9 protein-coding genes are annotated in these 14869 nt (G+C 38.5%); 3 read left to right on the top strand and 6 right to left on the bottom strand.

The window, feature by feature from the left end; all coding sequences use genetic code 11:
- Nucleotides 1-233 precede the first annotated feature (233 nt).
- Nucleotides 234-1322 carry a tetraacyldisaccharide 4'-kinase gene (gene lpxK / locus IPI15_RS09495; protein ID WP_287401986.1) on the top strand — a complete coding sequence of 363 codons (1089 nt, stop codon included), beginning with the start codon at nucleotides 234-236 and terminating at the stop codon, nucleotides 1320-1322.
- A 140-nt stretch (nucleotides 1323-1462) separates the two neighbouring features.
- Here lpxK and rlmD read toward each other — a convergent pair whose 3' ends face one another.
- A complete protein-coding gene (gene rlmD, locus IPI15_RS09500) occupies nucleotides 1463-2899 on the bottom strand; it encodes a 23S rRNA (uracil(1939)-C(5))-methyltransferase RlmD (RefSeq protein ID WP_287401988.1) in 1437 nt (478 codons plus the stop codon).
- Between the two features lie 510 nt (nucleotides 2900-3409).
- A complete protein-coding gene (locus tag IPI15_RS09505; RefSeq protein WP_287401989.1) occupies nucleotides 3410-5884 on the bottom strand; it encodes a DUF5686 and carboxypeptidase regulatory-like domain-containing protein in 2475 nt (824 codons plus the stop codon).
- Nucleotides 5885-6404: 520 nt separating this feature from the next.
- Here IPI15_RS09505 and IPI15_RS09510 point away from each other — a divergent pair.
- On the top strand, nucleotides 6405-6839 hold the full coding sequence (locus IPI15_RS09510) for an LNS2 domain-containing protein (RefSeq protein ID WP_287401990.1): 435 nt from the start codon (nucleotides 6405-6407) through the stop codon (nucleotides 6837-6839).
- Nucleotides 6840-7249: 410 nt separating this feature from the next.
- On the opposite strand, the gene IPI15_RS09515 is transcribed toward IPI15_RS09510, so the two are convergent.
- The 4 genes from IPI15_RS09515 to IPI15_RS09530 form a co-directional block, all read right to left on the bottom strand.
- A complete protein-coding gene (locus IPI15_RS09515) occupies nucleotides 7250-7663 on the bottom strand; it encodes a RapZ C-terminal domain-containing protein (protein WP_287401992.1) in 414 nt (137 codons plus the stop codon).
- Nucleotides 7645-8661 carry an aminoglycoside phosphotransferase family protein gene (locus IPI15_RS09520; RefSeq protein ID WP_287401994.1) on the bottom strand — a complete coding sequence of 339 codons (1017 nt, stop codon included), beginning with the start codon at nucleotides 8659-8661 and terminating at the stop codon, nucleotides 7645-7647. The genes IPI15_RS09515 and IPI15_RS09520 overlap by 19 nt, the downstream gene beginning before the upstream one ends.
- Nucleotides 8662-9681, bottom strand: coding sequence for a GTPase ObgE (gene obgE / locus IPI15_RS09525; RefSeq protein WP_287401996.1), 1020 nt, complete (start codon nucleotides 9679-9681; stop codon nucleotides 8662-8664). It lies immediately after the preceding gene.
- A gap of 173 nt (nucleotides 9682-9854) precedes the next feature.
- The gene (locus IPI15_RS09530; protein WP_287401998.1) at nucleotides 9855-11330 is read right to left on the bottom strand and encodes an ArnT family glycosyltransferase; all 1476 of its coding nucleotides are present in this window, start codon (nucleotides 11328-11330) and stop codon (nucleotides 9855-9857) included.
- A gap of 263 nt (nucleotides 11331-11593) precedes the next feature.
- On the opposite strand from IPI15_RS09530, the gene clpB reads away from it, so the two are divergent.
- Nucleotides 11594-14266: an ATP-dependent chaperone ClpB gene (clpB, locus tag IPI15_RS09535; protein ID WP_287402000.1), complete on the top strand. Its 2673-nt coding sequence runs from the start codon at nucleotides 11594-11596 to the stop codon at nucleotides 14264-14266.
- Nucleotides 14267-14869: the final 603 nt, after the last annotated feature.

Here is a 14869-nt window from a genome sequence, read left to right on the forward strand (position 1 = left end):
GAAAAGGAACAAATATTCCCTCCCACATCAGAAAATAAACCTTGTTCCCTTTTTCATGTTAAATCATAACTTTGAAACAAGAATTTAAAAGCTTTTCCTAGAGTAAGTTCGACAATAGGAACATAATATTATTGTCGATGTTTTGGATTTATTGTTAATGATAAATAATTTTCAATTTGTCAACTACTCTTTCAAAGCATTAATTATCACAAATTTATATAATTAGAAATATAGTGTCAATCAAAATAAAAAAGAAAAATCCCCTCTTATCATTCACCGTCATTTTGTTACCCTTTGCCCTATTATTTGGATTGATCGGTATCATACGTAATGCACTTTATGATACAAAAGTGATCCGTCCTGTCAGATTTTCTGTTCCTACTATTGGTATCGGCAATCTGGTAGTGGGAGGCACAGGCAAATCACCTCACATTGAATACCTTGTTAAATTATTATCACCTTATATCGATGTAGCTTCTTTAAGCAGAGGTTATGGCAGAAAGACAACAGGTAATAGGGAAGTTCTTCAAAATTCTACTTCCGAAGAGGTAGGTGATGAAGCATTAGTGTTAAAGATGAAATATCCCGACCTTGGAGTTTTCGTTGGCGCTCAAAGAGCATTAGCCATTCCTGAGGTGATGCAAAAACGACCGGACACGAATTTGATACTCTTGGATGATATCTTTCAACATAGATCAGTCGTGCCTTTTGAAAATATATTATTGACAGAATATGATCTGCCATTTTACAATGATTTTTTGCTTCCTGTAGGAGCATTGCGTGAAATATCCAATGGTTCAAAACGGGCGGATACAATAATTGTAACTAAGTGTCCTCCTTCTATCAGCCAGGAACAAGAAGAAATGATGATAAATAAGATTAAACCGCTTCCCCATCAAAAAGTCTTTTTCTCAGCATTTAATTATGGCCATCCTTACAGACTATTCAATCCTAATCAAAGGGTAGCACTTACAGACAAATTGGATGTAGTTTTATTTTCTGCAATTGCAGGTACAGATTACCTTATGAATTACCTGAAGACTAAAGCCGGGACTATTCACTCATTTGAATATCCTGATCATCATTTTTTTACGAGTCAGGAGATGGGTACCTTAAAACAGACATTTGACGACTTGAAAGCTGACCAAAAAATTATACTCACTACAGAGAAGGATGCAGTAAGGCTCGCATTACATCGTAAGTATATAGTTGATAGTCAACTACCTATATTTATCTTACCGGCTGAAGTTACCTTCATTGGTTCAAACGGGAAGGAATTTGATGGGCATATCAAAAGTAGGCTTATGGAGTTTAAAGTATAAGTTAGATGTCAGAGGTAAGAAATCAGACGCTAGACGCTAGATAATGGGCCTTAGAAGTATCAACTTTGATCGATTAGCATCAACTAATACAAGAGTATGAATCTCATAAAGGTTCAATTATGTTGACAATCGATTACCGATTACCCATTACTCATTACCGATTTTAGCGTCAACAGCGCCACCGCTTCAATATGATTCGTCTGAGGAAACATGTCGACAGCCTGTAATTTATCAAGTTCATATTTTTCTGAAAGCAATTGAATATCTCTTGCCTGAGTAGACGGATTACAACTGATATAGACTATTTTAGGACATTCAAGTTTCAATAGTGTTTCTACGACATTTCCGTGCATACCCATGCGGGGTGGATCTGTGATGATCACATCCGGTCGTCCATATCTTTCGATAAATGAATCATTCATGACGTCTTCGACGTTTCCTACCACGAATTCAGCATTATTGATATTGTTCCAGATGGCATTTGATTTGGCATCTTCTATCGCTGGTTCAACATTTTCAACTCCTACTATCTTTTTACAATGTGCTGCGGCATATAGGGCAATACTCCCGAGGCCGGTATACAAGTCATATACGTTGTCAGTTGATTTCAGGTCAGCAAAATCAAGTGCTATATTGTAAAGATTGATGGTCTGGTTAATATTTGTTTGGAAAAATGATTTTGGGCCAAGCTTGTACTTGACCTTACCCAACATTTCTACGATATAACCCGGACCGTAATACGTGATGCAGGGAAGATCAAGGAAAGTATCATTTGCTTTTTCATTAATGACATAAAGTAGGGTAGTAATATCATCAAATCGGGCGAGCATGGCATCGAGTAACAATTTTATAGCATCCTGATCGTCATAGTGGAATGACACCATCACCATTATTTCTCCAAGTGAAGAGGTCTTGATCAATAAATTACGCATAAAACCTTCTCTCGCTCTCACATTAAAGAAAGGCCATTCCTGCTCTTTGGCAAACCATTTTACGAAATTACGAATCTCATTAGAAGGGTCTGGTTGGAGATAGCAGTGATTGATGTCTACGATCTTATCAAAGGCGCCAGGTCGGTGAAAACCTAGTCCGGGCTCTTTTAAAATGTCTCCTTCCAGACTCATCTCGTCTTTAGTCAGCCATCTTTTATTCGAAAATGTATATTCTAGTTTATTACGATAGTAATAAGGCTCCTCACAACCCAAAATAGGTAGAAATTCCTTTGGTTCAGTCTTGCCAATACGCAAAATTGCTTGTTCTACTTTATTCTGCTTTTCAGCCAACTGACCTTTATAACTGAAGTTTTGCCACTTGCATCCACCGCAGATACCAAAATGTTCACAAACTGGTTCTACGCGTTCTGGAGATGGAGTGATAAGCTTTTGCATGACTCCAATCAAAAAACCTTTTTTCTTTTGGAGCACCAATACATCCACCACATCACCTGGCACAGCACCCTCTACAAAGCAAACCTGTCCATCATCAGTTCGACATACTGACTTACTATCCTCTGCTATCCCTGTGATCGTCCTGCCTGTCAATATAATCGGATTGAATCTTCCTTTTCCTCTGCCCATGGTATTTTTTGATTGAAGGGTCAAAGGTAAGGGTTTAGGATTAGAAATGAGTATATTAGTCTTTGGTTCGCTTCGCTTTGGACTTTAGTAGAGCGCATTTGCGTATTTGCGTTTTGGCACTTTGTGTATTTGTGGAAAATTTCAGATTCATAATTCATATTTTCTATTTGAATTTCGACTGTAATTATATTTAGTAAAATAGCTTATGATGCATTTATTAATTCGCAAAAAACTTTCGCAATTTGCTGGGTGGAGACGACCTTTCAGGCCTGTCTGTTTTTTGTGTGCGATTTTTTTCCCTGACTAAAGCCAAGGGTTATTGAACGCGAAGATTTTAAGAAGGCTATGACTGGTAAATTACAACACCTTCTCACTTTCTAACCTCCTCACTTTTTCACATTGCAATTTTTAATTATCGCCTGCAGACCAGACCTGGCGTATATGCCCGCTCTCATTACTCATTACTCATTACTCATTACTCATTACTCATTACTCATTACTCATTCCTCACTAATTCCTCCCGATCGCACCCAAGATCGCAGCCATATTAACACCCACTACAAATCCATTCCTCTTATATCCATTTTGATCAAAGCTCCAGTACCAATCTGCTCTGAATATCCTGAATGCTCCAAACCCAAGGCGGTCTAGTCCTGCTCCTATCTCATAAACTGTTTTTGCTTCAGGTGTAATGAGTCCATTGAATGAAATGATTTCGTTGAAACCGGTCTTATTCAGCAATGGAATTTTCTTAAATAAAAATCCTTCCAGATTCCATTCAGCGAAAATAGTAGCATATTTGTCATTCGTACTATACTCATAGTAAGAGAGCCTTTTAAAGGAAGAAAGATAGGTGTCCAGAGGCTTGATGTCTACCTTATTTCCAGCGAAATGTGCAAAGTCCATCATATATTGAGGCTTATCGCCATAGAATATTCCTGAGAAAATATTCGCCTGGATATTGCCCAATACAATTAAAGGAATTCTGATATTTTTAATGTTGAAGTTAATTCTGTTGAATTTGGCATCACCAGACTTAAGTTTCCATGCATTGATCGCAGTCAACTCAAATGTTGGATAATCAGATGATACATTGAACTCCTCATCCGGCAATTTAATGATCTTATTACCAGGTTGCCAATTGACAGTTACTTTTGTAGTGTAAGCATTACTCTCTTTATCTATTGTAGTTATATCCCATTCATCCGGGTAATTAAACTTGTAATCACGCTCTTTCAATCTAATGCTGAAATTGGTATTATTCAACAATGTGGTCCTGTTCTGCGCTGTGATTGTTCCACCGGCACTTAGTCCGGGTGCGAGCGAATACCATCCATTCAGGCTTACATATTTATTATTGTAAAATCGACCGTGATTTTTCTTGTAAACCAAATTGGTAAAACCATTGGCTAATGGTCTTATTGGTTCGAGGGTATTGTAATTGTCCACATCGTTGCCTGACATTACACTTACCCGCCAACTGTGTGCACTGCGATGCCGCCAAGTAGCTTCGGAAGAATATCTTAATTTATTTTCTGAAAAACCATAGCTTGGGGTTAGCTTTAGATACAATTGGTCGTGGTATTTTTCCCATCTTTTTTGATATATCAGATTCGGATGGAAATAGAATCCCTGAACAGTATTAAACATGATTGATGCGAGCGTATTTGTAAGTCCAATACTGTAATTTCTATAAGAATTTCGGAAGGTATAACCGAGAATATTCTTAAATTTAAACTTATTAGCGATCCTATCCATTGAATCCAGATAAGGTTTTGATTCAAGAATAATTGCCAAACTATCCCGTTTTTGATAATCGAGCAACTCACCGTTTGTCAGTGCGATCGGCCGGAGAGAATCCCAATATTCATTTGATTTTTTTCCTGCCAGTTTGTCGAATTCAATGACCGTTTTCTTGTCCGGCATCACGGCATCCTTTGGCAGTAACTGATAGTCGTTGTACATGCCAATAAATGAACCTTCGAAGTTTATGCCAAAGAATCCCGCTTTGAAAGCCATAGATTGAGCGAGTGGCATCCACTTTTCAAAACCATCTATTTTCTGAAAAGTTTGTTTGATTATAAGGCTATCCATGATCTCAATACCGACGTTCGGGCCTTTTGTAAATAAATCCACCTGCTTCAAAGTGAAATATTCATCAGCAATGTAAATAGATCCAAAGAAGACCGCCTCTTCCTTTCGTTTAGGTTTGACAATAATTTTATAATATTTCTGAAGACCTTCATAGTAACTACCCTCTAGCTCATAGTCGTAATATTGAAAGGCAAAGTTGCCAATTGGGTTGACCACATTTTTCTGAAAAATTATATAGTTTTCTGTAAAATCTATGTTGAAAAACTGCAGAAAATTAAGTGCTATGCCTTTCGTATCGCCACTTCTTCGTGAGGAAAGGATGTTTTCTTTCTTATCAGAACCAATTTTTGTGTAATCTGTAACTGATTCAGCCAAATATAGGATTACATTGCCTGCAGAATCTCGTACCTCTGAACTATCGACGATGCCCATAGTTTTAAGCCTCGAGAAGCCCGCCTTGCTAAGCACGATTCCTTTTGTATAAGCTTGCGTTTTAAAATGGTCCTTTGTATCAGCAAGCTCCTTTCTTTTCTCCATTGCTTTTCTTATGATGCGCAATGCCGGATTTTCACCGGATTTGATGACCACCTCTGCGAATTCTATGATCTCTTCTTGCAGTGTAATGTTCAACCTTGCATTTCGTTGTGTGCTAACAAACTTGGTTTTACTTCCTACATAACTGATCACAAGGGTAAAAGTATCCGGTGTCGAACTTATGTTAAAATAACCTGATGCATTTGTGGTGACACCTTTGGTGGTATTCTTAAAGACGACTGAGGCTCCCGGTAAGGATTCGCCTTTATCATCCAATATTCTACCTGAGACCTGAGCATTTATCGCTGACACCACTAAAAATAAGGCCATAACCAAGAAAGTGGTCCAATACTTCATAAAATTCATATTTCTAATTGGCGGCAAGATAGTTATTTAAGGATTAATGTTGTTTTACAAAAATTGCGAGGTGTGTTTAGCAAATTGCACAATAAGTTGAGTAAATGAATAAATATTTATAAAAAGAGAGATAAGTATAAAGTAATTGATTTTTATTTGGCGGATTCCTCCCTTCAGTCGGAATGATAAAACTTTTGTTTAGAGGGGTATAAAATTAGCGTCTCCTAGCGAAGCGAGGGATTTGGATTTGCTAAGTCTTTTCTTTTTCTCTTTTTGCAATATGTTATACACAATATCACACCTTAATATTCTCAAATCAAATTTCTAAATGCTTATAAATACTTAGTGTAAATATGTACTAAACTAAAAAAGTACTTGAAAAAATGTATGTTTTTTAACTAAAATCTTTTACTGAAGGCTCAAACATAATCGTTTATAAATAATTATTAAAGGAGGAAGGGCATTTTAGTATCATAATAAATACTACCTTTGCGCCCTTATTCAAAAAATAACCATGCTCATGGCACATACAGAAGATAATTTCCTGAAAGATCTTATTGATGCAGAAGGACATCACTTAAGTCCTGTTTTACCTGTAGAAATTAAAAACTACTTGATTGACATCGATGGAACTATCTGTGATGACGTGCCCAATGAGGAACCTGAGAGAATGGTCACCGCACTTCCTTACTTTGACGCCCTTGAAATGCTCAATAAATGGTACGATGAAGGGCATATCGTGACTTTTTTTACTTCCAGAACTGAAGTGCACAGGGAGATCACAGAAGAATGGCTAGACCGTTACGGCTTCAAATATCATGGTATCCTTTTCGGCAAACCACGTGGCGGAAACTACCATTGGATCGATAATCACATAGTCAAAGCGACAAGATTCGAAGGTAAATTTACGGATTTGGTGACGGAAATGAAGGAGATCGAAGTGTTTAGGAAGTGAGAAGGTGAGAAGGTGAGATATTCTTATTACCAATTGCTATTTTTGTCTGAATCACGGATTTAAAGGATTACGGAATTTCACTGATTTTGTAATACATATGTGACATTGGTCTCTGCAAATAATGGAATTTTCTAAGGTTTTGGTATTTCGTGACATATTATTTTTTGCAAAAGCTTTCGCAATTTGCTGGAAGAAAACGACCTTTCAGACCTATGAATTTGGTGAAAAGGTGAGGAGGTGAGCAAATTTCCCATTGTTGAATCAATTTTCGAATAATCGCCTTTGTTTTAATCTAAACAAGAATTCCAGCTCTTTATTCAAAATCCAACATCCAAAATCCAACATTTCAATCATCGCCTGCTGCCCGGACCTGGCGCATCAGCCCGCTCTCATTACTAATTACCCATTACTCATTCCCTCACCCACGTCTCCTTTTCCAAATGTACCAACTCCACCTCTACGCCATAGGTAGCGACCAAATATCCATTCATCCACTCTGCCGCATACACACTGCGATGCTGGCCACCGGTGCAACCGAAATTGATGGTGAGATTGGAAAAACCACGCTCCAAAAAATTGGTGACAGTAATATCTATTAGCCCTTTGACATGCTCCAAAAATGAAGGCATTTTAGTTTTATCCTCCAGGTACGTTTTGACTTCGGCAGTCTGTCCGGACAATACCTTCATATGTTCGATCCTGCCTGGATTGTCCACTGCACGCATATCGAATACAAAGCCAATGCCATGGCCTGTATCATCAATTAAAGTCCTTTTTTTGTAAGAAAAACTCCTGACAAGAATTTTTAAACCGGTATCAGACACAATATTTCAGATTTATTTTGAACAATTTTATCAAGCAGCGTATGCAGATAAGGGCTTTTTTCAGCAAAATTTACATCTTCTGTGAAGATCTTGAGATTGTCTAAGGCGGGATCAATACTGGAGATGAAATGCGGCTTTTGCTCCACAAGACCTCTTAAACCATAAGCACCTAATACTTGGAGTAATCGCACGATCTTGATGGCATTAATATCCTCCTGAAGTTGGTCTACGGTATACCCGGATTGACTGGCGATTTTTTCGAGATAATATTGGATCAAGGCTTTTCTATTTCCCTCATCGAGTTTAAGTTTAGCCTGATATAACAAAGAAATAATATCATACACACCGGGCCCTCTGCGACCACCCTGAAAGTCAATAAAAGTCAATTTATCTTCTTGCACCATGATATTCCTCGACTGAAAATCCCGGTACATAAAGGTCAGAAAGTGAGCATTTGTAACACCTGTGGCAATATTTTCAAACTCTCTTTTTAATTTTTTTACATCATAACCTATGCCTACCTGACTGAGAAAATGTCTTTCAAAATACCTCAGATCATACAACACGTCACTATAATCAAAACTCGCTGATGGATAACATCTCAGATAATCGATACCTGAAGAAGCCTTAATATGAAGTTCGACGAGATCATCGATGATCTCCCTGAGCAACGCAACTTTTTCCTCCGTTTTAGCACCAATAAGCAAACTATAGGCATCCATCGAACCGCAATCTTCCTGGAGATATATCTTCTGATCATCACTAATAGCAAGGACTTTGGGAACATGGATACCTTTCTTGCTCAATGCATCTGAAAGGTAGAAGAATGCCTGATTTTCAGCAACATTTTCATTGAAAGTGCCTATGACGACTGTATGGATAAAAAATAAACGGACATAAACCCGGTTACTCCCGGCCATCGGCAATAACGTTACACGGTCAGGATCGAAATTGTAAAAATCAGTAGCAAAGTCCCTGATAGCGATCAACCCTCCCATTTATTCCTCTTCGTCGCTTTGGTAGTTATTGGTATTGAGCAAGGACCATATCGTATCCTTCAATTCGTCTATACCTTTTTCTGTCACTGCTGAAATAAATACAGTCGGAATACCCGCAGGCAAGGTAGGTGTCAACCATTCCTTCATTTCTTCATCGATGAGATCCATCTTCGTGACGGCCAGCATGCGCGGCTTATCCAACAATTCAGGATTGTAGAGTTGCAATTCATTCAGCAAGACATGATATTCCTTGCCGATATCTTCGGTCTCCGCAGGAACCATGAATAAGAGCAGCGAGTTCCTTTCTATATGCCGCAAAAACCTAATCCCAAGTCCTTTTCCCAGGTGCGCATTCTCAATGATACCGGGAATATCCGCCATGACAAAGGAGCTATGATCTCTGTATCGGACGATGCCCAGATTCGGTACCAACGTCGTAAATGCATAATCCGCAATCTTAGGTTTGGCAGCACTGACAGAAGCGAGCAAGGTAGATTTACCGGCATTTGGGAAGCCCACGAGACCGACATCTGCAAGCAATTTCAACTCCAGAACATTCCACACTTCCTGACCCGGTTCGCCCGGCTGAGCATATTTTGGAACTTGTTTGGTGGCAGACACGAAGTGCGAGTTGCCCAATCCACCGCGTCCACCTGAAGTGAGGATTACCTTTTGACCATTTTTCGTTATCTCACAAACTTGTTCGCCAGTTTCAGCATTCTTAGCCACAGTGCCAAGAGGAACTTCCAGGATGATGTCCTTGCCACTTCTGCCGGTCCTGTTGTTTTTAGAACCATTGACGCCATCTTCGGCAATGATGTGTTTGCGATATTTCAGGTTGATGAGGGTCCACACATTACTGTTGCCCTTGAGAACGATATTGCCACCACGGCCTCCGTCACCACCGTCAGGACCACCCTGAGAGTTCATCTTGTCTCGAAAATAATGGTGAGAACCTGCACCACCCTTACCTGAGCGACAACAAATTTTCACATAATCTATAAAATTCTGATCTGCCATTGTGGTGCAAAGATGCAAAATATTTTTTTGATGTGGGCGTATCCCTGCGGGTCGGGCTTCTGTGGGGTTCCGTACTTCGCTGCGCTGCGTACCGCCTCCTGTCGTCGTCGCCCTCCGTATCCCTTACGCTTAGAGGTCTGTGGGGATTTTGTTTTTCAATGAGGACTTAAGAATTAATTCAAATTTACATATTCGATTCCCTTGGTAGACCTGATATCCTGGGAAATATTATCATCATCTTTCATTAATATCCGATACCCTTTTTTTTGGAGTTCCAAAATTATTTTGGTTTCAGGCAAGTTTGGATATACAGTGAGATCTGTATAAAACATTGCTTCAATAGGTTTTGGATAATTAAATAAGACTCCTCTAGATATATTTCGTTCATTTAATTTCTTTAAATTATCCACATATTTCGGCTTTCTTTCCGAATTGTCAAATGGCTTAATTCTTTCTATTGAATATCTTATAGGTAGTGCAATTAATAAAAACAGTATGAAATTATAAAACCATTTTTTATAGCCATTTTTTTCAGCTGAAGATAGGACATTCCAAAATTCCGCAGTAATTAAAAACAATGCTGGCGCTATGAATAAAATATATGCTTGCATTTTGGTTTTTACAATTGTGAAGAAAATTAACGGTATAAAAATCCAAATTCCAATTGCCCACCAATTTTTTCGTTTATTTTTAAATATTTCCCAGGTAAACCAAGCAAGCGGTAAATATATTAATTCGCCATAATTAATTCTGATCTGGTTAAAAAAATAATATAATGGTTTTTTATGGTCATCAAGATATTCCGTAATATGCTTCATATTATAATGAGATTCCCAACTTGCCTCTATCGGAAAAACCTTGAATATATAAATCTGCCAAGGTAAAAATACCGAAATGCAAACCAGCACCATAATCGCAAAATACTTTACAGCTTCCAAGAATTTAAATTGTCCCGACTGCCATATGATTAGCACCCAAATGGGTAGTACGATAAGGGCTGTCAACCATTTCGTAAGAATTGCAAATCCGATTGCCACCCCAATAAGCACATTATAGGCAGGTTTTTTATGTTTTACAAAGCAAATAGTCAAGAATACCGCTAATTCAATAAAAAACATAAAGAATATATCTATGTGATCAGTGGCAAATCGGCCGCCAGCCATTTCAATGATCAGCCCATTGATGGAAAAAAAGAATGCTGCAAGTAATCCGGTTTTTTCACTGAAAAAGTATTTACCAATATAAAATATCAATCCAATTCCTATTGTTGAAAGTAATATGGATGGCAGTCTTAGCGCTATTTCGTTAACTCCAAATAAACACATACTTGCCGCCATTGTCCATAATGGAATTGGCTGCTTATGAACCCAAATATGATTCATATTCCAGGCTTTGAAATCGTATGGAAGTATTGGGTTATCGTAAAGCGTCGGAATCAATGGGTGCTTGATCAAATTTTTTGCAACAAGTGCATGAAATTGTTCGTCCCATTCATGTAAAAAGAAATCGTTTGCAACAAAAAGGCGTAAGATGAGGCCACAAAGCATTATGATAATTAACGCAAATTCATAATTTTTCCTCTTGTATTGTTGCCAAGAATATAAATATCCAACTATACAAATTGATAAAGTAAATATGCCAAAAATCATGAATGGTAATTAATATATAGATAACTCAAAGCTCACTTCGAAGATATTAAATATTTATTCATTTTGTGAGTTTTCAAAAATACCTTTTTTCCCCCTCTTGAATTTTCCCTCACAAGGATTTCCGCCACTTTGTCACAACTCCATGAATATCAATGACATAATTGCTTAACTTAATATTATCGTCTGACAATTCTGCATCTAACCTCAGCTTCCTTATATTTGGCTTGCTTTTTGATTTACCTTAAAAAGAAAAAACGAATAATATGACTTTAGATAATTTCACAATAAAAGCGCAGGATGCCATTATCAAAGCGCAGCAACTAGCCGCTGATAATAGTCAGCAAACAGTAGATACTTCACACGTCTTAAAAGGATTGATTGAAACTGATGCCAGCGTCATCAACTACCTGGTAAATAAATCTTCTGCCGATCTGAATCAGATCAAGGCCGACAATGAAAAACTAATCAACCTTATACCTAAGGTACAGGGCGGTGATAAACAGTTTCTATCCAATGACGCCAATGCTTCCATAGCAAAAGCTAAAACAGCGATGAAAGAATTCGGAGATGAATTCATCTCTCTGGAACTAATCTTACTTGGTATTCTCCAAGGTTCAGACAAGACTTCCAGGCTCTTAAAAGATGCAGGAATCACAGATGCCGGTTTGAAGTCTGCCATCGCTGAACTACGTAAAGGAAGTAAGATCGATTCTCAAAGCAGCGACAGTACGTACAATTCTTTGAATAAATTTGCACTCAACCTCAACGAGAGAGCCGAATCGGGCAAGCTTGACCCCATTATTGGTCGGGATGAAGAGATTCGTCGGGTAATGCACATTTTGTCCAGGAGAAAGAAAAACAATCCCCTTCTAGTCGGTGATGCCGGAGTGGGAAAGACAGCTATCGTGGAAGGGATCGCCTGGAGAATCGTCAAACAAGACGTACCGGAAAACTTAAAATCTAAAAAGATATACAGTCTTGATCTTGCCTCTTTGGTAGCCGGTGCTAAATACAAAGGTGAATTTGAAGAAAGACTCAAGTCCGTCATCAAAGAAGTTACAGATAGTGATGGCGAGGTCATCCTATTTATAGATGAGATCCATACCTTGATCGGTGCAGGTGGTGGCAATGGTGCCATGGATGCTGCAAACATCCTGAAGCCCGCCCTAGCCAGAGGAGAATTGCATGCCATCGGAGCGACTACTTTGGATGAATATCAAAAGTATTTTGAACAGGATGCTGCCTTAGTAAGACGTTTTCAAACTGTCATGGTCGACGAACCATCAGTAGAAGATACGATTTCAATCCTTAGAGGACTTCAGGATAAATATGAAGTTTTCCATAAGATCGATATTCTCGATGAGGCGTTGATCGCTGCGGCGGAATTGTCACACAGATATATTGCAGACAGACAGTTGCCGGACAAAGCTATTGACTTAATTGATGAAGCTGCTGCCAAGCTAAGATTGGAACTCAATTCCATGCCTGAAGAAATAGACGAATTGGATAGAAGAGTTCGCCAGTTGGAAATCGAGCGCGAGGCCATCAAAAGAGAAAAAGACGAGAAGAAACTCAACGCTATCTCTGAAAATATTGCCAATGCTAAGCAGCAGTTAGATTCTGTTATGGCTAAATGGAAAAATGAAAAGTCTATCATCGACGATATCAACAATCTGAAAGCCTCTATCGAAGAACTTGAGCGCCAAGCTGATAAAGCTGAACGTGAAAGCGATTTTGAAGCAGTTGCAAAGATCCGCTATGGCCAACTCCAGGAAAAGGAAGCAGAACTGAAAGATGCTGAAACTAAACTCAATGAAATTCCTGAGGACAGCAGATTTACTGCACAACAAGTCACAGCCAATGATATCGCCGATGTAGTAGCAAAGTGGACCGGAATTCCTGTTTCCAAATTACAACAAAGTGAAAAAGACAAATTGCTGAATATGGAGGCCGAGATCGGCAAAATGCTCGTCGGTCAGGCTGAGGCCGTTACAGCGGTAAGTGATGCGGTGCGTAGAAGCCGGGCAGGGTTGAGTGATGGCAGAAAACCTGTAGGATCGTTCATCTTTTTGGGACCTACCGGAGTTGGAAAAACAGAATTGACAAAAGCACTTGCAGAAGTTTTATTTGATGACAAAGATGCCATCATCCGGATCGACATGAGTGAATATATGGAGAAACATTCGGTTTCAAGATTGCTTGGTGCGCCTCCGGGATATGTGGGTTATGAAGAAGGTGGACAGTTGACAGAAGCTGTCAGAAGGAAGCCATATTCTATTGTGCTATTGGATGAGATAGAAAAGGCGAATCCTGATGTATTCAACGTATTACTGCAAGTATTGGATGACGGACATTTGACAGATGGCAAAGGTCGTCAGGTCAATTTCAAAAACACCATCATCATCATGACTTCCAATCTTGGTTCAAATATCATTCTTGAGAATTTTGAAGATCTGGGTGAAATAGACGTCAAAAAGCGGGACGAAGTTTTGGAAACAACGAAGATGGAAGTTTTTGAATTACTAAAACAGACCATGCGTCCGGAGTTCCTGAACAGGATCGATGAGACGATCATGTTCCTACCATTGACGAAGGACGAAGTTGAAAGAATATTATTGATCCAGATGAAAGGTATTAATAAATTGCTCAAACTTCAGGACCTCACGTTGACACTTACAGAATCTGCCATCGACCTCTTAGTAGATCTTGGTTATGATCCACAGTTTGGAGCACGTCCATTGAAAAGAGTTATGCAGAAGGAGCTCATTAATGAATTGTCTAAGCTTATTCTAAAAGGAGAGTTCATTGCGGGTGATACGATCGAAGTGGAAGGGACTAACCTTGGTTTGAAATTCCACAAAAAAGTGGGTGATGAGATGCAGGAAATGTTTACCGCGGATGTAGAGCGGCCGATGAAACCAGGCAAGAAGAAGTAATTGTTAATTATTATTTATTAATTGTTATTTGCGAAGATTGAAAGATTGGAAGAATGATAAATTATGAATGGTGAATTATAAATTTGGCTCGCCAAAGCGCAGCGGCGGCGGGGATAAATGGTTCGGAGAGAGTATATTTCTTCGGACCATTTTTGTCTGCCCATGATTAAAGTCAAGGGCTATTGAACGCGAAGAACGTAGGATAACTATAATTTTTAAACAATCCAAACCTTCTAACCTTCTCACTTTTTCCCCATTATTAAAATCAAGGGATATTGAACTCGAAGAATGAAGGGTGGATCTAGTTTGTTAAAATAATCTAAGCTAACTTTGAATCAAGCGCTGCCGCAAAATCCTATTTTGTCTTAACCGTTTTTTATCAATATCTAGAACGATAGTGACAGAATATCGCCTGATATTTAGATCTGGAATAAATGCCCGATCTCATTATTCATTATTCATTATTTATTATTTTTCCCAAGATTAAAATCAAGGACTATTGAACGCAAAGAATGAGGGATAGATCTATTTTGTTGAAATAATTTCAGCTATCTTTGAAATATGTGCTCCTGTAAAATCATTCTTTGCCTTTTTTATATTTTA

This window comes from Candidatus Brachybacter algidus (assembly GCF_016707225.1).
GTDB classification, from domain to species: domain Bacteria; phylum Bacteroidota; class Bacteroidia; order Chitinophagales; family Saprospiraceae; genus Parvibacillus; species Parvibacillus algidus.